The following is a 20,356-nucleotide window of genomic DNA, read 5'->3' on the forward strand; positions in this document are numbered from 1 at the left end:
GTAAAAAACAATGGTCATGACAGATCCAATTGCTGATTTGCTCACTCGCATTCGTAATGCGAATATGGTGCGTCACGAGAAATTAGAAGTACCTGCTTCTAATATCAAAAAAGAAATCGCTGAAATTCTAAAGCGTGAAGGTTTCATCCGTGACGTGGAATATATCGAAGACAATAAACAAGGTATCATCCGTATCTTCTTAAAATACGGTGCAAATAACGAACGTGTTATTACTGGATTGAAGCGTATAAGCAAGCCTGGTCTTCGCGTTTATGCAAAATCTAACGAAGTACCGCGTGTTTTAAATGGACTTGGTATTGCGCTAGTATCTACTTCAACAGGCGTGATCACTGATAAGGAAGCTCGTGCTAAACAAATCGGCGGAGAAGTTTTAGCATACGTTTGGTAAGAGATTTTTTGAATGAATGGAGGTGCACTAAATGTCTCGCGTAGGAAAAAAACCTATTGAAATCCCAGCAGGTGTAACAGTTGCTGTAAATAACAACACTGTTACTGTTAAAGGACCAAAAGGCGAGCTTTCTCGTTCTTTTAATCCAGATATTACAATCAATGTTGAAGAGAATCTTGTAACCATCTCTCGTCCATCAGATGTGAAAGAACACCGCGCATTGCACGGTACAACTCGTGCGGTACTCGCAAATATGGTCGAAGGTGTTTCTAAAGGCTTCGAAAAGAAATTAGAGTTGATCGGGGTTGGTTACCGTGCTCAAAAGCAAGGTACCAAGCTTGTACTAAACGTTGGATACTCTCATCCAGTTGAAATCGAACCTGAAACAGGCCTTGAAATCGAAGTTCCTGCAAATACAAAAATTACTGTAAAAGGTACTGACAAAGAACGTGTTGGTGCATTAGCAGCAAATATCCGTCAAGTTCGTCCTCCAGAGCCGTATAAAGGCAAAGGAATCCGTTACGAAGGCGAATTTGTTCGTCGTAAAGAAGGTAAAACAGGTAAGTAATGCCGCATAAGTAAACGAAAGGAGTGACGTAAATGATTACGAAGCAAGATAAAAACGCTACTCGCCGTAAAAGACACGCTCGTGTTCGTGCGAAGCTTAGCGGTACCTCTGCTCGTCCACGTCTAAACGTGTTTCGTTCTAACCAGCATATTTATGCACAGGTAATCGATGACACTAAGGGAGTTACTTTAGCAAGTGCTTCTACATTAGATAAAGAACTTAGCCTTGAGTCAACTAGCAACACTGAAGCTGCACAAAAGGTTGGAGAATTAGTCGCTAAACGTGCGGTAGAAAAAGGAGTCTCTGTAGTCGTATTTGACCGTGGAGGATACCTTTACCATGGACGTATTCAAGCATTAGCTGATGCTGCCCGCGAAAACGGCTTACAATTTTAATAGACAAAGGAGGGACAAATTAGATGCGTCGCATTGATCCAAACAAACTTGAACTTGAAGAACGCGTAGTTACGGTTAACCGTGTTGCGAAGGTTGTTAAAGGTGGACGTCGCTTCCGTTTCTCTGCACTTGTCGTAGTGGGAGATAAAAACGGCCATGTCGGTTTCGGTACTGGTAAAGCGCAGGAAGTACCTGATGCAATCCGCAAAGCTATCGAAGATGCAAAGAAAAACTTAGTAGAAGTGCCAATGGTTGGAACAACTGTTCCTCACCAAGTAATTGGACGTTTTGGTGCTGGTGAAATACTTCTAAAGCCTGCTTCTGAAGGTACAGGAGTTATCGCCGGCGGTCCTGTTCGTGCAGTACTAGAATTAGCAGGTGTTCAGGATATCCTATCAAAATCATTAGGGACTAACACACCAATTAACATGGTACGTGCTACTGTAGAAGGATTAAAACAACTAAAACGTGCTGAAGACGTAGCAAAATTACGTGGTAAATCAGTAGAAGAACTGTTAGGATAAGGAGGGAAATCAAATGGCGAATAAACTTTTAGTTACCCTCAGCCGCAGCGTAATCGGTCGTCCACAAGACCAACGCGAAACAGTTAAAGCGCTAGGTTTACGTAAATTAAATCAAACAGTTGAGCATCAAGATAACGCTGCTATTCGCGGTATGATTACTAAAGTTGCTCACCTTGTAACAGTAAAAGAACAATAATTCATTGTTTTCTTTCATAAGGAGGTGCCAATATGAAACTTCATGAATTAAAGCCTACCGAAGGTTCTCGTCATGAGCGTAAGCGTTTAGGCCGTGGTATCGGATCTGGCCAAGGTAAGACTGCAGGTAAAGGTCATAAAGGTCAAAATGCTCGTTCAGGCGGCGGTGTCCGTATCGGTTTTGAAGGTGGTCAAACACCATTATTCCGTCGTTTACCTAAACGCGGTTTCACAAATTTCAACCGTAAAGAGTATGCCGTTGTTAATCTTGATGCATTGAACCGCTTTGAAGAAGGTACAGAAGTTACTCCAGAACTTCTTATCGAATCAGGTGTGGTAAGTAACGAAAAAGCAGGAATCAAGGTTCTTGCTAAAGGGAACGTAGAGAAAAAGCTTACAGTTAAAGCTCATAAATTCTCCTCTGCTGCTAAGGAAGCGATCGAAGCTGCCGGTGGAACTACTGAGGTGATCTAATGTTCCAGACAATCTCCAATTTTATGCGCGTGGGTGATATACGTCGAAAGATCATATTCACCCTTTTAATGTTAGTCGTATTTCGAATCGGCACTTTCATTCCAGTTCCGAATGTAAATGCTGAAGCACTAGCTGCACAAGATAAGCTAAGTGTCTTCGGTGTATTAAATACATTCGGCGGAGGCGCATTAAAGCAATTCTCTATTTTTGCAATGGGGATTATGCCTTACATCACTGCTTCAATTATTATACAGCTCCTACAGATGGACGTTGTTCCAAAGTTTACGGAGTGGTCAAAGCAAGGTGAAGCAGGGCGCCGGAAGATTGCCCAATTCACTCGATATTTCACCGTCGTGCTTGGGTTTATCCAAGCATTAGGTATGTCATACGGCTTTAACAATTTGTCCCAAGGACAATTGATTGAAAACCCTGGAATTGGAACGTATTTATTAATTGCTGTTGTGCTTACTGCCGGTACATCGTTCTTAATGTGGTTAGGGGAGCAAATTACTGCTAAAGGTGTTGGAAATGGTATTTCTATCATCATTTTTGCAGGTATTGCTGCAGGTATCCCTAATGTGCTAAATCAGATTTATGTTCAGCAGTTTGAAAATGCCGGCGAGCAATTATTCTTACGTATTGTGACTGTTGTTCTAATTGCATTAGCAGTAATTGCAATTATAGTGGGTGTAATTTTCATCCAACAGGCAACTCGGAAAATTCCAATTCAATATGCGAAACGGATGGCAGTAGGACGTAATCCTGTGGGCGGCCAGTCTACCCATATGCCATTAAAAGTAAATGCAGCTGGAGTAATCCCTGTCATCTTTGCCGTTTCGTTTATTGTTACGCCAAGAACGATTGCATCCTTCTTCCCAACGAATGATGTAACGCTTTGGATTATGAAAGTCTTTGATTATTCTCATCCAATCGGGATGACACTTTATGCAGCGTTAATTATTGCGTTTACTTATTTTTATGCCTTTATTCAAGTTAACCCTGAACAAGCAGCGGAAAACTTACAAAAGCAGAGCGGCTATATCCCTGGAATTCGTCCGGGTAAGAGCACGCAGGAATATTTAACACGCGTCCTATATCGGTTGACTTTTATCGGCGCCATTTTCCTTGCTATTATTGCAGTACTTCCAGTTTTATTTATTAAAATTGCGAATCTGCCACAATCGGCACAAATTGGCGGAACAAGCTTGCTGATCGTCGTCGGTGTTGCACTTGAAACGTATAAGCAGCTTGAAGCACAATTAGTTAAACGTCACTATAAAGGATTTATTAAATAAAAGGGTTTTGCGGGACCCTTTAATGGGCCCCAATAAACCTCACATATAGCACGAGGGGGAATATGTGTGAATTTAGTATTAATGGGGCTACCTGGTGCAGGTAAAGGCACTCAGGCTGAAAAAATTGTTGAACAATACCGCATCCCTCATATCTCAACTGGAGATATGTTCCGTGCAGCAATGAAGGAAGGAACTGAACTGGGTTTAAAAGCTAAATCATTCATGGACAAAGGTGAGCTTGTTCCTGATGAAGTAACAATCGGCATCGTTCGTGAACGGTTAAGTAAAGAAGACTGTCAAAATGGCTTTTTACTTGATGGCTTTCCTAGAACAGTACCTCAAGCAGATGCATTAGAAAATTTACTAGTTGATTTAAATAAAAAAATCGACTACGTAATCAATATAAATGTTGATAAAAGCATTTTAATGGAGCGTTTGACTGGACGTCGTATCTGTAAGGAATGTGGATCAACCTATCATCTAGTATTCAATCCTCCTGCAAAAGAGGGTGTATGCGACCGTTGCGGCGGAGAGCTATATCAGAGAGCAGATGATAACGCTGAAACAGTTCAAAATAGATTAGATGTCAATATCAAACAGCAAGAACCATTATTATCTTTTTATGAAGAGAAAGGGTACTTGCGTACTCTTGATGGTCAGCAGGATATTAACAAAGTATTTGCTGATATTGAAGAACTTTTGCGGGGTCTTCGTTAATGCTCATCATTCCAAATTGGCACGCGACTCTCGCTTTTCTCTCATAGAATTCAATTGTATGTGCAAGTAACTGGCTTTTCTATTGTACTGGGTATGCAGAACCGAGAGTTGGGCAAGAATGACTGAAGAAATTATTCTTCTTTTATGCAGAAATTACTTGCGGACAAAGACACAACAATATGTTAAAATTGTAGGGTTGCTAACTACGTACGAATGAGAAGACTCGCATTACATTACTAGTCTTACGAACGATAATTCTTTAAAGAGAAGGGGGACGAGACTGTGGCCAAAGATGATGTAATTGAAATTGAAGGTAAAGTCATTGAAACTTTGCCGAATGCAATGTTTAAGGTAGAATTGGAAAATGGTCATACTGTGCTGGCTCACGTTTCTGGGAAAATCCGCATGCACTTTATCAGGATCTTGCCAGGTGACAAAGTGACTGTTGAGCTTTCTCCATATGACTTAACGCGCGGTAGAATTACGTACCGTTTCAAATAATTGTTTGCACTCCGAAACTCAAGGAGGTTAGGATAATGAAAGTAAGACCATCTGTTAAACCGATCTGCGAAAAGTGCAAAGTTATCCGCAGACGCGGCAAAGTAATGGTTATCTGTGAAAACCCTAAACATAAACAAAAACAAGGTTAATCGACAAGGAGGTGCACATTTATGGCACGTATTGCTGGTGTAGATATTCCACGTGAAAAACGTGTAGTTATCTCTTTAACTTACATTTATGGTATTGGCAAAAAAACTGCACAAAAAATCTTAGCAGAAGCTGCTGTTTCTGAAGATACTCGTGTACGTGATTTAACAGAAGATGAATTAAACAAAATCCGTGATATCGTTGACAAGCTAAAGGTTGAAGGTGACCTTCGCCGTGAAATTTCACTTAACATTAAGCGTCTAATGGAAATTGGCTGCTACCGCGGATTGCGTCATCGTCGCGGCTTACCGGTTCGTGGACAAAATACGAAAAACAACGCCCGTACACGCAAAGGTCCTCGTAAGACTGTTGCGAACAAGAAGAAGTAATCGGCAAAGGAGGTTAAATTAAATGGCTCGTAAAACTAATACACGTAAGCGTCGTGTTAAAAAGAATATTGAAGCTGGGGTTGCTCATATCCGCTCAACATTTAACAATACGATCGTAACCATCACTGATGTTCATGGAAATGCAATTTCTTGGTCTAGTGCAGGTGCGCTTGGATTTAAAGGTTCTCGTAAATCTACTCCATTCGCAGCGCAAATGGCAGCTGAAACTGCAGCAAAAGCATCAATGGAACATGGTATGAAAACTTTAGAGGTAACAGTTAAAGGCCCTGGTGCAGGCCGTGAAGCAGCTATTCGTGCTCTTCAAGCTGCTGGTCTTGAAGTTACGGCAATTAAAGACGTTACTCCTGTTCCACATAACGGATGCCGTCCGCCAAAACGCCGTCGTGTGTAATTTTTCTGTATAGAATTTATATCATCTGTCTATAATGGGATATGATATGAATTTATTGCCTTTTATACAGAAATTTTATTCCAGTTGTTGTGCACAAAACGGGAACGTATACATGGGGGAATTTCGATTAGAACTCTAATCGAGGTTTCGACGTTTTGAAGGAGGGTTATTGGATGATCGAAATAGAAAAACCAAAAATCGAAACGGTTGAGATCAGCGAAAATGCCAAATACGGCAAATTCGTCGTAGAGCCACTTGAGCGTGGATATGGTACCACTTTGGGTAACTCCTTACGTCGTATCCTATTATCTTCACTCCCAGGTGCCGCTGTTACTTCGATTCAGGTCGATGGGGTACTTCATGAGTTCTCAACAATTGAAGGCGTCGTAGAGGATGTAACATCCATCATTTTAAACATTAAAAAATTAGCTTTAAAAATCTATTCTGATGAAGAAAAAACACTTGAAATTGATGTTCAAGGTGAAGGACCTGTTACTGCTGGCAACATTACGCATGACAGTGATGTGGAGATTTTAAATCCAGACCTTTATATTGCAACATTATCTGCAAATGGACATCTTCATATGCGTTTGACTGCTAAACGCGGCCGCGGATATACGCCTGCTGACCAAAACAAAAGAGAGGATCAGCCAATTGGTGTCATTCCGATTGATTCCATTTACACTCCTGTTGCTCGTGTTTCTTATCAGGTAGAAAACACCCGTGTAGGTCAATTATCAAACTATGACAAGCTAACGCTTGATGTTTGGACAGATGGAAGCACTGGGCCAAAAGAAGCGATTGCTCTTGGTTCGAAAATATTGACTGAGCATTTAAACATCTTTGTTGGTCTTACTGATGAAGCACAAAATGCTGAAATCATGATTGAAAAAGAAGAAGATCAGAAAGAAAAAGTTCTTGAAATGACCATTGAAGAACTCGATCTATCCGTTCGTTCTTATAATTGCTTAAAGCGTGCAGGCATCAACACTGTTCAGGAATTAGCGAATAAGACTGAAGAAGATATGATGAAGGTACGTAACTTAGGCCGCAAATCACTTGAAGAAGTGAAGGCAAAACTAGAAGAGCTTGGATTAGGCTTACGTAAAGACGACTAGTCTAAATCCGTTCAACGACTTCAAAAAGGAGGGAACCCTTCATGGCATACAGAAAGTTAGGACGCACAAGCGCACAGCGTAAAGCTATGCTTCGTGATTTAACAACAGATTTAATCATCAACGAGCGCATTGAAACAACAGAAACTCGCGCGAAAGAACTTCGCTCAACTGTTGAGAAAATGATCACTCTTGGCAAACGCGGTGACCTACATGCCCGTCGTCAAGCTGCTGCATACGTTCGTAACGAAGTAGCAAATGCTGAAACAGGTACAGATGCATTACAAAAGCTTTTTACTGACATTGCTCCACGTTACCAAGAGCGCCAAGGCGGCTATACCCGCATTATGAAACTTGGACCACGCCGCGGTGATGGTGCACCAATGGTTATTATCGAGTTAGTTTAATATTATCTAACAGACAACAAGGGTATTGGACAGTTTAAGAACAAACTTGTTCTTGCCCTTTTTCTGTAAAAACAAGTATATACGTACGAACCAAGCCAAAAAGAGCGTTACGATGAGCGTGACTCCACTAGTTGGAGCGAAATAAGCAAGATCCATTTGCTTCCGGAAAGATTAACTTTTGTAATCTTTTTTGCGACTCGTCTAGCTCATGCACCTCCTCCTATTTCCTTTATGGAAATGTCTTGTAAAGGCAGTTGAAAATCGTTCCTGCCTGGGGATGAGGTGCAGGCTTTTTTTGTATATATAGGTTTTTTATAATAGATTGAGAAGAGTTGAGGCGAGGGGGGAAGCAGGATGAAAAAGTCAATCGTCAGCTTGAGGGAAGTTTCATTTCAATATGATGATCAGGAACGGTATGCTTTAAATAATGTTACATTTGATATTTTTGAAGGTGAATGGCTGGCAATCGTCGGTCATAATGGTTCCGGTAAGTCTACGATGGCCAAGCTTCTTAATGGGCTACAGTTTCCTAAGTCCGGTGAAATAACCGTTTGCGGCTTACCTCTGAATGAAGAGACAATCTGGGATATCCGAAAACAACTGGGAATGGTTTTTCAAAATCCAGATAATCAATTCGTCGGGACCACAGTCCAAGATGATGTGGCTTTTGGTTTAGAAAATATGGGGGTACCACGGATTGAAATGGTTCATCGTGTTGAGGATGCCTTAAAAAAGGTAAAGATGGATCAATTTCTATATCAAGAGCCCCACCATCTCTCGGGCGGTCAAAAGCAGCGTGTCGCGATTGCGGGTGTTCTGGCATTACGACCGGCAATCATTATTTTAGACGAAGCAACATCTATGCTGGACCCTAGAGGAAGAGAAGAGGTATTAGCAACGGTCAGAGATTTAAAGGCGGAAAAACAGTTGACGGTTATCTCGATTACTCATGATTTAGATGAGGCGGCGAAAGCGGACCGAATTATTGTGATGAATAAAGGAGAGGTTTACCGGGAGGGCACTCCTGAAGAAATCTTCTCACTTGATGAGGAATTAATTGAACTGGGGTTAGATATTCCATTCTCAGTGAAAATGACAAAGGCATTTCGTCAAATGGGTCTTACGTTTACAAAGAATTATTTATCGGAAGAAGAGTTGGTGACAGAGTTATGGACATCTCGCTTAAATCTGTAGAGTACCGTTATCAAGCTAATACCCCATTTGAAAGACTTGCTATTTCCGATGTTTCGATTGATATTCCATCCGGAACTTATCTCGCTTTAATCGGCCATACCGGCTCAGGTAAATCCACTGTTTTGCAGCATTTAAATGCTCTTTTGCAGCCGACAGAAGGAACAGTGCTAATTGGCAGCCAGGAAATAAAGGCTCATCAAAAAAATAAAAATTTAAAGGCAGTCCGGCAAAAGGTCGGAATTGTATTCCAATTCCCTGAACATCAATTATTTGAGGAAACAGTGGAAAAGGATATTATTTTTGGCCCGATGAATTTTGGTGTTTCCGAATCAGAGGCAAAAAGGCGGGCACGAGTTGCTTTAAAACAGGTTGGACTCGGTGAGGAAATCTTAGAAAAATCACCATTCGATCTCTCCGGCGGACAAATGCGACGGGTTGCAATTGCCGGTGTATTGGCAATGGGTCCTGATGTCATCGTTTTGGACGAGCCTACCGCTGGTCTGGACCCGCGCGGCCGAAAAGAGATTATGGATATGTTCTACTCGCTTCATAAGGAGAGGGGCCTCTCGACTATTCTTGTCACTCACAGTATGGAGGACGCGGCAAGGTATGCTGACCAAATCGTCATTATGCAGCAGGGCAGGGTCGCCAAAAAGGGCACTCCGGAAGAGATTTTCTCAGAGACCGCTGAATTAATTCAAATGGGATTGGATGTACCTGAGGTCGTTCGTTTTCAGCTCAAGCTTGAAGAGAAATTAGGCAGTAAGCTGGATAAAATCTACCTTTCCATTGAAGAGCTATCGGCTGCCGTTTCAGAACGTTTAAAGAGAGGTGTCCGCTCATGATGGAAAAAATGATTTTTGGACGCTATGTACCGGCTGATTCTGTTATTCATAAAATGGACCCTCGTTCCAAACTGATTATTATTTTCTTCTTTGTCTGCGTAATCTTTTTGGCAAACAATGGGGTAACTTATGCACTTATTGGTATATATACTTTTTTAATGCTTGGATTTTCAAAAATTCCTATTCGGTTTTTATATGGCGGTCTGAAGCCGATCATATGGCTTGTCCTGTTTACCTTTATTCTGCAATTGTTTTTTACTAAAGGAGGCAGTCTTATTTTTCACTGGGGGCCCGTGAAGATCTACGAAGAAGGCCTCAAGATGGGAATTTTTATTTCCTTGCGATTTTTCTTTTTGATTTTAATGACTTCCTTGTTGACGTTAACGACGACTCCGATTGAGATAACGGATGGATTAGAAACATTATTAAATCCTTTAAAGAAAGTCCGTTTTCCTGTTCATGAAATGGCACTAATGATGTCGATTTCATTACGGTTTATTCCAACTCTGATGCAGGAAACCGACAAAATTATGAAAGCGCAAATTGCCCGCGGTGTGGAATTTGCGAGCGGTCCTCTAAAGGAGCGGATCAAGGCTGTTATCCCGCTTCTCATTCCGCTGTTTGTCAGTTCCTTTAAGCGTGCCGAGGAGCTGGCTGTCGCCATGGAAGCTAGGGGCTATCGCGGCGGAGAAGGCCGGACGAAATACCGCCAGTTAAGCTGGGCTGCGGCAGATACCGTACAAATCGTTTTACTAGTGGTATTAACGATTTTGTTGGTCTTATTACGTTCATAATGGAGATAGACTGATGCAGAGGTATAAAGCGATTATTGCATATGATGGCACCGAATTTTTCGGTTATCAGGTTCAGCCTAAGGGGCGGACGGTACAGGCAGAGCTTGAAGCAGCCCTGGCGAAAATTCATAAGGGCGTCTCTGTTAAAGTAACTGCCTCCGGCCGTACGGATGCAGGGGTCCATGCCAAGGGCCAGGTGATTCATTTTGATTCACCGCTGGCAATTCCTGAGGATCGCTGGGGAGTTGCCTTTAATTCTTTGCTTCCAGAGGATTTGGCCGTTTTATCTGTTAAGAAGGCAGATAACGCGTTTCATGCACGTTTTGATGCTGCGGGAAAGGAATACCGTTATCAATTGCAATTATCCGGTTTTAGGGATCCGTTTCAGCGGAATTATGTGTACCGCTATCCCTATGCTTTGAACTTGGAGACAATGCGCGAGGCAAGCAGGTATTTGCTTGGAACCCATGATTTTACCAGCTTTTGCGCCGCTAAGACGGAGGTTCAGGACAAGGTCAGGACAATTAAGGAGATTGACTTTTTATTGGATGGCAATCTTTTGACTATCCGCTTTGTCGGCAATGGTTTTTTATATAATATGGTGCGGATTCTTGTGGGGACTTTGTTGGCGGTCGGATCTGGTGACCTGTCGCCTGAAGAAATTCCTTCCATTTTGGAAAAGAAGGACCGGTCTGCTGCCGGAAAAACCGCTCCAGCACGTGGGTTGTACCTGTGGGAAGTGTTTTATTAACCCTTTTTAGCTAATAAGGGAGTATAAAATTTTTCCAAATTTTACACTCCCTTAACGCATAAATTCAACTACGCCTCATGAACCGGCCTAACGGACTTGCCAATTGGCGAGTTTTCATTTAAAAACAACCCATCCAGGTGTAACATCTTCTTGACAATTTCACCTCAAGTATTTATTATATTATATGTGTGTGTTTTTAATCCCACGATAAAGCCCCGGAAAGTCTTCATCGTGATTGAAAATATAGCTTTTGAAAATGACTGCACAAGTCGGCGTTTCCTGTTCATTCCCGGAACAGAATCGAACGGAAATAGCCAATGAAGGTGCGAAAATATTATTTTTACGATTTAATAGGAGGGAAACTCATGCGTACAACGTTTATGGCAAATGCCAACAATATCGAGCGCAAATGGTACGTAGTTGATGCTGAGGGCAAAACTCTTGGACGTCTTGCTTCTGAAGTAGCATCTATCCTACGTGGTAAACATAAGCCAACTTATACACCACATGTTGACACTGGTGATCATGTCATCATTCTTAATGCTTCTAAGATTGAATTAACTGGTAACAAAATAAACGACAAAATCTACTACCGTCACACAAATCACCCAGGCGGTTTAAAGCAGAGAACTGCTCTTGAAATGCGTACGAACTATGCTGAGAAAATGCTTGAGCAAGCTATTAAAGGCATGCTTCCAAAGAATTCTCTTGGCCGTCAAATGTTCAAAAAATTACACGTTTATGCTGGTGCAGAACATAAACACCAAGCACAACAACCTGAAGTTTACGAACTTCGCGGTTAATTAAGAGGAGGGAATTAACTTGGCACAAGTTCAATATATCGGTACTGGCCGTCGTAAGAGCTCAGTTGCTCGTGTACGCTTAGTTCCAGGCACAGGTAAAATTGTTATTAACGATCGTGACATCGACACTTATATCCCATTCGAAGCTTTACGTGTTGTTGTAAGACAACCATTAGTAGCTACTGAAACTGTTGGCAGCTACGATGTTCTTGTAAACGTAAGCGGCGGCGGCTACACTGGTCAAGCTGGCGCAATCCGCCACGGTATTGCTCGCGCATTACTTCAAGCTGACCCAGAATACCGTCCAACATTAAAGCGCGCTGGTCTATTAACTCGCGATGCACGTATGAAAGAGCGTAAGAAATACGGTCTTAAAGGTGCTCGTCGTGCGCCTCAGTTCTCAAAGCGTTAATCTTTTGCGAACGTTCAAAGACTCTCAACCATATTGGTTGGGGGTCTTTTTTGTATTCATTTTTAATGTTTTAAAATTCTTTTCCTACTCCTTTATCTAAATTTCAAAATAGGGAAGCATAAGAAGCGTCCCCGTGCTTCAAATTAGTATATAATTAGAAGTGAATTAGTTTAGGAGGTAAACAAATTGGAGCATATGCAGCCGAAGTTGGAAGTTAGAGTAAAGAATCTGATTGAAGTCGATGGATTAAAATTTAAAGATTTAAATAATAGTGGGAAATTAGAGCCTTATAAGGATTGGCGTTTGAGTCCGAAAGAACGTGCCGAAAACCTAGTGTCATTGATGAATCTCGATGAAAAGGTCGGTATGATGCTGATTAATACCCGTCAGATGGGGCTTACTCAAAAAGATAAGAGTAAGACCAGTCATGATGGTGTATTGGATGAAGGGATTGTTGAAAAAGGCGAAAATATCTTTGCTGCTTCGAAAATATATGGAACAACCCATACTCTTGAAAATATGCACTTAAGGCACTTCATTCTGCGCGACAACTGGAGCCCGGCTGAAATGGCCGATTGGATTAATAAAATGAATGAATTATGTGAGGGTACACGTCTTGGTATTCCATGTTTGATCACATCGAATTCAAGAAATGAAAATGGGGAATCCATCTTTGGGATGAATGATGCAGTCGGGATCTTTTCCACTTGGCCAGGAACGTTAGGACTAGCCGCCGCAGCTAAAGGTGATATAAAAAATGGCGGGGATGCCTCGTTAATTAGCCAATTTGCTCAGATAGCCCATGATGAGTGGGATGCAACGGGAATTAGAAAAGGCTATATGTATATGGCTGATACTGCCACAGACCCTAGATGGCAGCGGACGTATGGCACGTTTGGTGAAGACCCGGAGTTTATTTCCGATGCGATTGGCCGCATTATTGACGCATTTCAAGGAGAGACATTAGGAAATCATAGTATTGCGATGACCACTAAGCATTTTCCAGGCGGCGGTGCACGGGAAAATGGATTTGATCCACATTATAAAGAAGGAAAGTGGAATCTATACCCAACTCCAGGCAGCTTAGAAAAATATCACCTGCCGCCATTCCGGACAGCGGTAGAGCATGGCACATCATCGGTCATGCCTTATTATTCCATCCCTAGTATCAAAAAGAGTGTGGTTCAAGAATTTGAGGGTGAAGATATTCCGTTCGAAGAAGTTGGCTTTACCTTTAATCATTATTTCTTGCAGTACATTCTAAGAGGAAAATTAGGATTCAAAGGCTATATCAATAGCGACAGCGGCGTTACAAATAAGATGAGCTGGGGCGTTGAAGATAAGACTGAGGCTGAGCGATTTGCCAAAGCCGTAAATGCTGGTACAGATCTTGTTGCTGATACAAATGATATTGAAAACCTTAAATTAGCTATCCAAAATGGATGGATTAGTGAAAAACGTATTGATGAAGCAAATGTACGGCTCCTTACAGAAATGTTTGCTTTAGGATTATTTGATGATCGTACATATGTTTCACCAGAAAATGCAACTAAAGTGATTAGTAATCCAGCTCATTGGGAAGCTGCTTACGAAGCTCATAAAAAGTCAGTAACAGTCCTAAAAAATAGTAATCAGACATTACCTTTAACTGCTGACAAGCTTGAGGGTAAAAAGGTTTATGTGGAAGCTTTCCATAAGGAACCAGAGCGGGCAGCTACTTACACGGAACAAGCAAGGAAAGAATGCGAAGAACTAGTACAGTTTACGTTGACTGATAACTATGAGGAAGCCGACATAGCTATTTTGTTATTAAGTCCAAAATCCGGAGCGTATTTTAATGCGACACCGGGTCTTTTAGAGCTTGAGCTTTGCGAGAAGAAAACACTAACTGCTTTTGATGGTTCAACGTATGAAGAAACTACTTTAAGCAATATCGATCATCTAAAGGAAGTGGCTGATAAAGTCCATATCCGAGGCGGAAAAGTCATTATGACTGTTAATTTTGTTCTGCCGTGGATTCTTGGAAATGTTGAGCCTTTGGCAGATGCTTTAATCGCAGGATACGATACGTTCTATAAGGCACAGTTTGAGGTAATTGCGGGTAATTTCAAACCAGTTGGCGTTCTGCCATTAACCTTGCCAGCAAGCGAAGCAGTTATTGCAGTCGATGAAAGTGGCGATTGCGTATCCAGAAATGATGTGCCGGGCTATGACAAAGACAAATATATGCCTGAAGGACTCCAATATGCCTATAAAGACAAAGATGGGAATGTTTATAAACTTGGTCATGGACTGACATATTAATTTTGCAAACACTCAAGGGCTCCCAACCGATTTGGTTAGGGGCTTTTTTTCCATAAAAAACGAATGTGATTCTACACCACATTCGTCCTTAGTCTACTAAGTGATTCCTGACCGCATATAAAGCAGCCTGTGTCCGATCTGCGAGTTCGAGCTTTGCAAGCAGGTTTGAAACATGAGTTTTAACTGTCTTTTCGGTAATAAAAAGAGCAGCCGCAATTTCTTTATTGCTTTTTCCCTTGGCAATTTCTTTTAATACATCAAGCTCTCTTTTTGTTAATTCCTCGATTAAATCCCGTTCAGTTTTATTTTTAGAGGACAAATTAGCCAATAAATGCGAAGTCGCTTTCGGATGAAGCTGGTTTTCTCCGCTCATGATTCTTTTAATGGACATTACCAATTCATCTGGCTGAATGTCCTTTAATTGGAAGCCTGATGCACCTGCCTCCAGAGCGGGAATCACATGGTCCTGGTCGGAAAAGCTAGTCAACATCATGATTTTGATTTCCGGCTGTTCCTTTTTAATGATGCTTGTTGCCTGAATTCCGTCCATTTCCGGCATGACCAAATCCATTAGAATAAGATCCGGCTTCAATGATTTCGCAAGTTCAACCGCTTCTTTTCCGTTTGCCGCTTCCCCAATCACATCAAGGTCGTTTTGCGTCCGCAGGAAAAAAGCCAATCCCCGTCTAACAACATGATGGTCGTCTGCGATTAGTATCCGTATACTCACTGAATTCTCCCCCTACAACGGAATTTCAATTTTGATTTCTGTCCCGCTGTCCGTTTTGCTTTTTAAATGAAAGGTTCCATTTAATGCTTCTGTCCGTGTTTTCATACTTTTTAACCCTAATGAGGGAATTTCAAGATTTTCATCATAATGGAAGCCGCAGCCGCCATCCTTTATGACCAAAAGAACTTTATCGCTGGACATCTGAAAAAATAACTGGACGGCAGTTGCTTGGGCATGCTTTTTACAATTGGCCAGTGCCTCTTGACCAATTCGCCACAATGCTTCCTCAACACTACCGGGAATGCTGGCGGCGCCTGTTACCTTAGTTTCAATCGACAACCCCAGCATTTCAGCATAGCTTCTCAAGGCGCTGACAATCCCATTTTCCAGTCCATGCGGCCGCAACTGCCAAATCAATGCCCGCATTTCACCGAGTGCTTCCTGGGCCAAATCCTGAATGTAGCCGAACGTTTGCTTTACATCATCTGTTTTTGCCATTTCCTCACCGGCTCTTGCGGTAAGACTGAGGGAAAATAACAGCTGGTTCACAGAATCGTGAAGATCCCTCGCCAGCCGGTTCCGCTCTGCAACAAGCGCCGTTTCTTGTTCCCTCTGGGTTAATTTAATTCGTTTTAAGGCCGTTCCAATTTGATAGGCAACTGCTTCAAGCAGGGCAAGTTCATTTTTTTCGAAATGGGTTTTATATGGTGAGCCTACATTTAAGATGCCGAACCGTTCTGCTCCTGCCCTTAGTGGAACGGTTGCATGGTGGGTCAATCCGCAAGTTTCTCCGGCATTTTCTTCGATGGCATCTTCAATTCGTTTACATTCCATAATATTTGTGGCCTTATTCAGTTGCCCGTTATTGTACTTGTTTACACACCAGCACTTGCCTTGGCACATCCGCCGCTTTCCATCCTGGGCTAAAGCAGGCGGGAGGGCTTTATCAGCTGCGAGCTGATACATACCATTTTCGTCCATTAAGAATATCCAGCCAGTTTGCAAGCCCGTTACATGGAGGAGTTTTTTCAATACCCCGGACAATATATCCCTTATATCTGTTCCTTCGTTTAAAAGCTCAGCGATTTCTTTTAAAATGCTGATTTCTTCGTACCCAGTCGCAGCAGACATCGAATTCTCACCCCACCGTCATTATCTCCTGTCATTATAACGTATTAGATGTTCAAAAAGTCTGTAAAAATTCAATAATTTCTTGATTTGGCCCCTCATAAAACACTGTCTCCCAGCCATTCGGAAGCTTGTAGGGACCCTCAATCCTTGTCCTGTCATCCAACTTTTTCATTACATCGGGCAGGTCGTCTACTTCAAAACAAAGGTGAGTGGTCCCTTCGTTCTGCTGGGGCCCGAAAATTAACTCAAGCCGGAAATTCTTAGATATAAGAAACACAATCTCTTCGTCCATATATGACAGTCTGCCTTCTTCCTGAAAACCACAATAGTTTTTATAAAAAGCAATGGCTTCCTCAAGTTCGTGCACTTCCAAGGCATAATGGTGAAATCGCACGCCATACCCATCCTCTCCATTAGATAATAAGGTTCATATCGCCAAACTCATGCCATAAATAACCGCAGGCTACCGCTTGCTCATAAGCTTGAAGCAAATGCTGTTCCGAAATAAAGGCCGAAAGCATGTCAAGGTGGCTTGCTTTTGGCTCATGAAAACCTGTAATGATACCATCGGCAATGTTTAAAGGAAATTGTTGGTCAATATAGAGATTTGTTACACCCGAAAGGGCATCGTTTCGGGCGGCAGTCTCGAGAGCGCGGACAACCGTTGTTCCAACCGCGATGACCCTTTTTCCGGAAGCTTTTGTCTGCCGAATTCTCTCCATTGTTTTTTTAGAAATGCGATATTCTTCCTCGTTTTCTTCTGGTGTCTGGTGCCACTGTTCGTCAAGGAGATAGCTTAATCCCGTATGCAGCTGAATAAAATCGAGTTGGATCTTTTTGCGTTTTAGTTGAAAAATTAGTTCCCAGCTGAATGCTCTTCCTGCCGAGGGCATCTCCACTGAGCCTGGATGACTCGCAAACACAGTTTGGTAGTAGTCCAGTTCCCAAGGATACTCAATATATTCGTAGCGGATCGGCTCTCCAAGAGCATAGATGATATTAAATAAGTCCGTTCCTTTCTTTGAAAACTGAATGATCTTTAACGGTGAATGTGCTTTTTCACCTATCACCATTGCGGTTAATTCAGGTGAAAATTGAAGTGCATCGCCAATTTTTACGGGATTGGCAACAATAAGAGCTTCCCATGAGTCTTCGTTTCGACGTCTCGCCAGCCGGATTTCCACCCTTGGTGAGATTTGCCCTGTATTTCGCAACCATTCAGCTTGTAGTATTGCAGGTATCGTCCGACTGTTATTTAAAATGACGAGGTCACCGGACTCGAGGTAATCTGCAAGGCGGAAGAAATGGTCATGCCTGATTCCGCCGGTATTGCGGTCAAGAACCATCATCCGGACATGATCTCTTCTTAAGCCGCGTTTTTCAGGAGGATGGGAAGCATTTAATTCATTAGGAAGATAGAAATCCAACGCTTTTGCAGGCATTTACAATTCCTCCTCTGACTGTGCTTCAAACCGTTTGCCGGTAATACCTGCAGACTTATCGGAAGCAAGGTATAAAAATATGTCCACGACATCCTCCGGCCTTGCCAGCGGGTAATCGCAATCTGGAACGGCCAAGCGATGCATGTCGGTATCCATTTCTCCTGGATCCACCATATTGACCCGGATATTTGTTTCGCTTAACTCATCTGCCCATGTTTGTGTCAGTCCTTCAACAGCAAATTTGGAAATTCCGTATGCTCCCCACCCCGCGTAGCCGACATGGCCCGCTTCAGAGGTCACATTGATAATGGAGCCTATATTGCGCTGAAGCATTCCGGGGAGGACTCTTCTTGTTACGGAAAAGGTAGAAACCGCATTTACCCTAAGTACCTCCGCAAAATCATCTTCTGGGTAATCGAGCAAGAGTGGCATTGGACTCGGCCCCAGCATGGAGGCATTATTAATCAGCACATCAATCTGGCCGTAGGCTACCTCCGCCTGCGCAACAAACCGCTCCAAATCACGAGCTTTGGATATATCAGCGGTAATAGCCAGCACCTCAGCCCCGAACCTTTGAGCTTCCTCCTTTACTTTGAATAGAGCTTCTGCTGACCTTGCACAGATTGCAAGTCTTGCCCCATTTGCGGCAAAAGCCAAAGCTAATGCTCTCCCCAATCCCTTTGATGCTCCAGTAATCATCACCACTTGATTTTCCATAACGGTTTCTCCCCTTTGTTCTTGATGTGTTAAGCATAACTATTTCTAGAAAATCTTCCGTCAGAAAAAAGCTTGAACTTTTCTACGACTTTTGGCTGAAATCCGAAAGGGGGAACTGTAAGACATAATAAAACCCCCGCATTGGGGGGAGCTGTTTTATGTTAAATTTCTTAAGTATCCATTCCTCTTTTTTATAAACCAGAGCATAAAATCTTTTTCCCCATCGAAAATTTCCCTCTGTTCCTCATTTGTAAAGAGAAGATATGGACTGATAGATTCGGTTAGTGAAGTGATGATTGGTTCAAAATAGTCAGGAGTAAATAATGTATCAAGAAGTTCTTCCATCAAAGCCCGGTACTGCTTACGAAAAGCAGGGCATTCCAACAGTTTCTTTGTTAAATGATTTTTACCATTGATGGATAAGGAATCAGGTTTAATAATGTCGGCATCCCAATCCCGGCCAAATGTCCCATCATAGTCCCAGGGGAGGATTTCAAATAATTTAGTTTCTGGGTTTCGGTATAAGGCATAGTTTTTTTTAAAACCATCATAGTTTTGGGTACAGACGGCGACAGCCAGCCAGCGGAGATACTTTTCGACATCGAGGTGCCTCGAAATTACTTCCTCAAATTTGTCATGGGGAGTGTTATTAATTATATTGATAAAATCAATTAATTTGATATCATCAGAAGTCGTTCCCAATTTACGTTGGTATCCGAGAAGAAGCGACTCTTTCAATTCTTCGGATTTATAGCGGTAGAGTGAAAAATCGGCATCAGGCTTGACCGCATAATAAATGGACTCGACTTGAAGGCCTCTTTTTTTAAAAAATAAATCATCGACAGATTCCAAATGCAAGTAGACGCCCTCATATTGGCCATTCAGGTACAAACGAACATGCTGGGATCGGGGTGAAAGAACCCCAAAGACCCGGAATAAATCGAGGGAAAGCTTATTACGGATGGAGGAGGGGTCCTTGTATTCAGCGTTGAGATGCAACTCGCGGGCCCCATTAAGGAGTTGTGGACGCAGCAATTGAACGAAATAGGATCTTTTTGGGAGTTTTTTTGTATAGTTTCCTCTGAATTGGGTGGCAATTGAAAATTTCATATCCTCAATATATAAATTTCCGGGAACTGGATCACCGTAGGGTCTTAGAGGCAACGAAAGTTCCTGAAGATCCCAACGATGAATGGATAACATGTACACTGGTAATTCTCGTTTTTGGTCCATTAGTAAGTTACTCCTTTCTACTGTATTTGACTTCATTGGAAAAAGAGTTTTAACTGCGTCAAATAATTCGCCGAAAAATACCAAGGAAAACCAAGGGGCAAAGTCCCTTGGTTTTCCATCGTTTTCATTCATTAGCATCTAATGAAGATCGCTCTGTTGCCAACGCTTCCTACAAAGCGGAAGCCATTTTGGGATAAGCATCTTACGGCATCTGCCAAAGGAGTTGCATTTGCTCCAGTTGTAGTGATTGTACAACCTTGTAAAACGATAGTATTAGGGGCAAAGTCAACGTCTTGAATACGTCCATTTCCAGGATTCACATCAAGAACGGCTACATCGTTAGCACAAACAGCAGGGAAAGGTGTGTTTGTTGAGCTATCAGTATTGCTTGGGCTGCTGTTAGAACCACTTGGGGGCATCTAAGAATCACCTCCTTTCAATGGCTTGTACTG

28 protein-coding genes are annotated in these 20,356 nt (G+C 42.2%); 21 read left to right on the plus strand and 7 right to left on the minus strand.

Translation table 11 applies throughout. The features are described from left to right. Positions 1–10: 10 nt before the first annotated feature. The 21 genes from rpsH to QNN06_RS00845 all read left to right on the plus strand — a co-directional run bounded on the left by rpsH (position 11) and on the right by QNN06_RS00845 (position 14,651). Positions 11–409: a 30S ribosomal protein S8 gene (gene rpsH / locus QNN06_RS00745; protein ID WP_213121073.1), complete on the plus strand. Its 399-nt coding sequence runs from the start codon at positions 11–13 to the stop codon at positions 407–409. Positions 410–440: 31 nt separating this feature from the next. Next, the gene (rplF, locus tag QNN06_RS00750; protein WP_284036750.1) at positions 441–977 is read left to right on the plus strand and encodes a 50S ribosomal protein L6; all 537 of its coding nucleotides are present in this window, start codon (positions 441–443) and stop codon (positions 975–977) included. 32 nt (positions 978–1,009) lie between these two features. Continuing rightward, positions 1,010–1,372 (plus strand): 50S ribosomal protein L18, encoded by a 363-nt coding sequence (gene rplR / locus QNN06_RS00755; protein WP_213121071.1) that lies wholly within the window; start codon positions 1,010–1,012, stop codon positions 1,370–1,372. A 23-nt stretch (positions 1,373–1,395) separates the two neighbouring features. Beyond that, entirely contained in the window at positions 1,396–1,896 is a 501-nt protein-coding gene (gene rpsE, locus QNN06_RS00760; protein ID WP_213121070.1) for a 30S ribosomal protein S5, read from the plus strand. A gap of 13 nt (positions 1,897–1,909) precedes the next feature. Further along, positions 1,910–2,092 (plus strand): 50S ribosomal protein L30, encoded by a 183-nt coding sequence (gene rpmD / locus QNN06_RS00765; protein ID WP_213121069.1) that lies wholly within the window; start codon positions 1,910–1,912, stop codon positions 2,090–2,092. A gap of 32 nt (positions 2,093–2,124) precedes the next feature. Continuing rightward, positions 2,125–2,565: a 50S ribosomal protein L15 gene (rplO, locus tag QNN06_RS00770; protein WP_213121068.1), complete on the plus strand. Its 441-nt coding sequence runs from the start codon at positions 2,125–2,127 to the stop codon at positions 2,563–2,565. Beyond that, positions 2,565–3,860: a preprotein translocase subunit SecY gene (secY, locus tag QNN06_RS00775; protein WP_284036751.1), complete on the plus strand. Its 1,296-nt coding sequence runs from the start codon at positions 2,565–2,567 to the stop codon at positions 3,858–3,860. The genes rplO and secY overlap by 1 nt, the downstream gene beginning before the upstream one ends. Positions 3,861–3,926: 66 nt before the next feature. Next, positions 3,927–4,577, plus strand: a complete 651-nt coding sequence (locus QNN06_RS00780; RefSeq protein ID WP_213121066.1) for an adenylate kinase — start codon at positions 3,927–3,929, stop codon at positions 4,575–4,577. Between the two features lie 282 nt (positions 4,578–4,859). Beyond that, the gene (infA, locus tag QNN06_RS00785; protein WP_007085268.1) at positions 4,860–5,078 is read left to right on the plus strand and encodes a translation initiation factor IF-1; all 219 of its coding nucleotides are present in this window, start codon (positions 4,860–4,862) and stop codon (positions 5,076–5,078) included. 35 nt (positions 5,079–5,113) lie between these two features. Next, positions 5,114–5,227 (plus strand): 50S ribosomal protein L36, encoded by a 114-nt coding sequence (gene rpmJ, locus QNN06_RS00790; protein WP_000868344.1) that lies wholly within the window; start codon positions 5,114–5,116, stop codon positions 5,225–5,227. A 21-nt stretch (positions 5,228–5,248) separates the two neighbouring features. Further along, the gene (rpsM, locus tag QNN06_RS00795) at positions 5,249–5,614 is read left to right on the plus strand and encodes a 30S ribosomal protein S13 (protein WP_213121065.1); all 366 of its coding nucleotides are present in this window, start codon (positions 5,249–5,251) and stop codon (positions 5,612–5,614) included. Between the two features lie 22 nt (positions 5,615–5,636). Then, complete coding sequence (gene rpsK / locus QNN06_RS00800; RefSeq protein WP_173062711.1) at positions 5,637–6,026, plus strand: 30S ribosomal protein S11; 390 nt, start codon at positions 5,637–5,639, stop codon at positions 6,024–6,026. Positions 6,027–6,199: 173 nt separating this feature from the next. Then, positions 6,200–7,144, plus strand: a complete 945-nt coding sequence (locus tag QNN06_RS00805) for a DNA-directed RNA polymerase subunit alpha (protein ID WP_284036752.1) — start codon at positions 6,200–6,202, stop codon at positions 7,142–7,144. A 41-nt stretch (positions 7,145–7,185) separates the two neighbouring features. Beyond that, a complete protein-coding gene (rplQ, locus tag QNN06_RS00810) occupies positions 7,186–7,548 on the plus strand; it encodes a 50S ribosomal protein L17 (protein ID WP_213148258.1) in 363 nt (120 codons plus the stop codon). A gap of 354 nt (positions 7,549–7,902) precedes the next feature. Then, positions 7,903–8,742 carry an energy-coupling factor ABC transporter ATP-binding protein gene (locus tag QNN06_RS00815; protein WP_284036753.1) on the plus strand — a complete coding sequence of 280 codons (840 nt, stop codon included), beginning with the start codon at positions 7,903–7,905 and terminating at the stop codon, positions 8,740–8,742. Beyond that, a complete protein-coding gene (locus QNN06_RS00820; RefSeq protein ID WP_213121061.1) occupies positions 8,718–9,587 on the plus strand; it encodes an energy-coupling factor ABC transporter ATP-binding protein in 870 nt (289 codons plus the stop codon). The genes QNN06_RS00815 and QNN06_RS00820 overlap by 25 nt, the downstream gene beginning before the upstream one ends. Next, the gene (locus QNN06_RS00825; protein WP_213121060.1) at positions 9,584–10,381 is read left to right on the plus strand and encodes an energy-coupling factor transporter transmembrane component T family protein; all 798 of its coding nucleotides are present in this window, start codon (positions 9,584–9,586) and stop codon (positions 10,379–10,381) included. The genes QNN06_RS00820 and QNN06_RS00825 overlap by 4 nt, the downstream gene beginning before the upstream one ends. A 13-nt stretch (positions 10,382–10,394) precedes the next feature. Then, positions 10,395–11,132, plus strand: coding sequence for a tRNA pseudouridine(38-40) synthase TruA (gene truA, locus QNN06_RS00830; RefSeq protein WP_213121059.1), 738 nt, complete (start codon positions 10,395–10,397; stop codon positions 11,130–11,132). Between the two features lie 365 nt (positions 11,133–11,497). Next, positions 11,498–11,935, plus strand: a complete 438-nt coding sequence (rplM, locus tag QNN06_RS00835) for a 50S ribosomal protein L13 (protein ID WP_213121058.1) — start codon at positions 11,498–11,500, stop codon at positions 11,933–11,935. Positions 11,936–11,954: 19 nt separating this feature from the next. Then, the gene (rpsI, locus tag QNN06_RS00840) at positions 11,955–12,347 is read left to right on the plus strand and encodes a 30S ribosomal protein S9 (protein ID WP_127484434.1); all 393 of its coding nucleotides are present in this window, start codon (positions 11,955–11,957) and stop codon (positions 12,345–12,347) included. Positions 12,348–12,542: 195 nt separating this feature from the next. Next, a complete protein-coding gene (locus tag QNN06_RS00845; RefSeq protein WP_284037871.1) occupies positions 12,543–14,651 on the plus strand; it encodes a glycoside hydrolase family 3 protein in 2,109 nt (702 codons plus the stop codon). 88 nt (positions 14,652–14,739) lie between these two features. Here QNN06_RS00845 and QNN06_RS00850 read toward each other — a convergent pair whose 3' ends face one another. From QNN06_RS00850 to QNN06_RS00880, 7 genes are all read right to left on the minus strand, one after another. Next, the gene (locus tag QNN06_RS00850) at positions 14,740–15,381 is read right to left on the minus strand and encodes a response regulator (protein ID WP_284036754.1); all 642 of its coding nucleotides are present in this window, start codon (positions 15,379–15,381) and stop codon (positions 14,740–14,742) included. Between the two features lie 12 nt (positions 15,382–15,393). Next, the gene (locus QNN06_RS00855) at positions 15,394–16,512 is read right to left on the minus strand and encodes a GAF domain-containing sensor histidine kinase (protein WP_284036755.1); all 1,119 of its coding nucleotides are present in this window, start codon (positions 16,510–16,512) and stop codon (positions 15,394–15,396) included. 52 nt (positions 16,513–16,564) lie between these two features. Further along, entirely contained in the window at positions 16,565–16,906 is a 342-nt protein-coding gene (locus QNN06_RS00860; RefSeq protein WP_213121056.1) for a VOC family protein, read from the minus strand. Positions 16,907–16,925: 19 nt separating this feature from the next. Continuing rightward, positions 16,926–17,954, minus strand: a complete 1,029-nt coding sequence (locus QNN06_RS00865) for an S-adenosylmethionine:tRNA ribosyltransferase-isomerase (RefSeq protein ID WP_213121055.1) — start codon at positions 17,952–17,954, stop codon at positions 16,926–16,928. Further along, entirely contained in the window at positions 17,955–18,671 is a 717-nt protein-coding gene (locus tag QNN06_RS00870; protein WP_213121054.1) for an SDR family NAD(P)-dependent oxidoreductase, read from the minus strand. It lies immediately after the preceding gene. A 156-nt stretch (positions 18,672–18,827) separates the two neighbouring features. Then, positions 18,828–19,904, minus strand: coding sequence for a CotH kinase family protein (locus QNN06_RS00875; protein WP_213121053.1), 1,077 nt, complete (start codon positions 19,902–19,904; stop codon positions 18,828–18,830). Between the two features lie 131 nt (positions 19,905–20,035). Then, the gene (locus tag QNN06_RS00880) at positions 20,036–20,323 is read right to left on the minus strand and encodes a hypothetical protein (protein WP_284036756.1); all 288 of its coding nucleotides are present in this window, start codon (positions 20,321–20,323) and stop codon (positions 20,036–20,038) included. Positions 20,324–20,356 lie beyond the last annotated feature (33 nt).

The sequence above is a fragment of the Neobacillus sp. 114 genome (genome assembly GCF_030127045.1).
Taxonomy (GTDB): Bacteria; Bacillota; Bacilli; order Bacillales; family Cytobacillaceae; genus Neobacillus; species Neobacillus rhizophilus.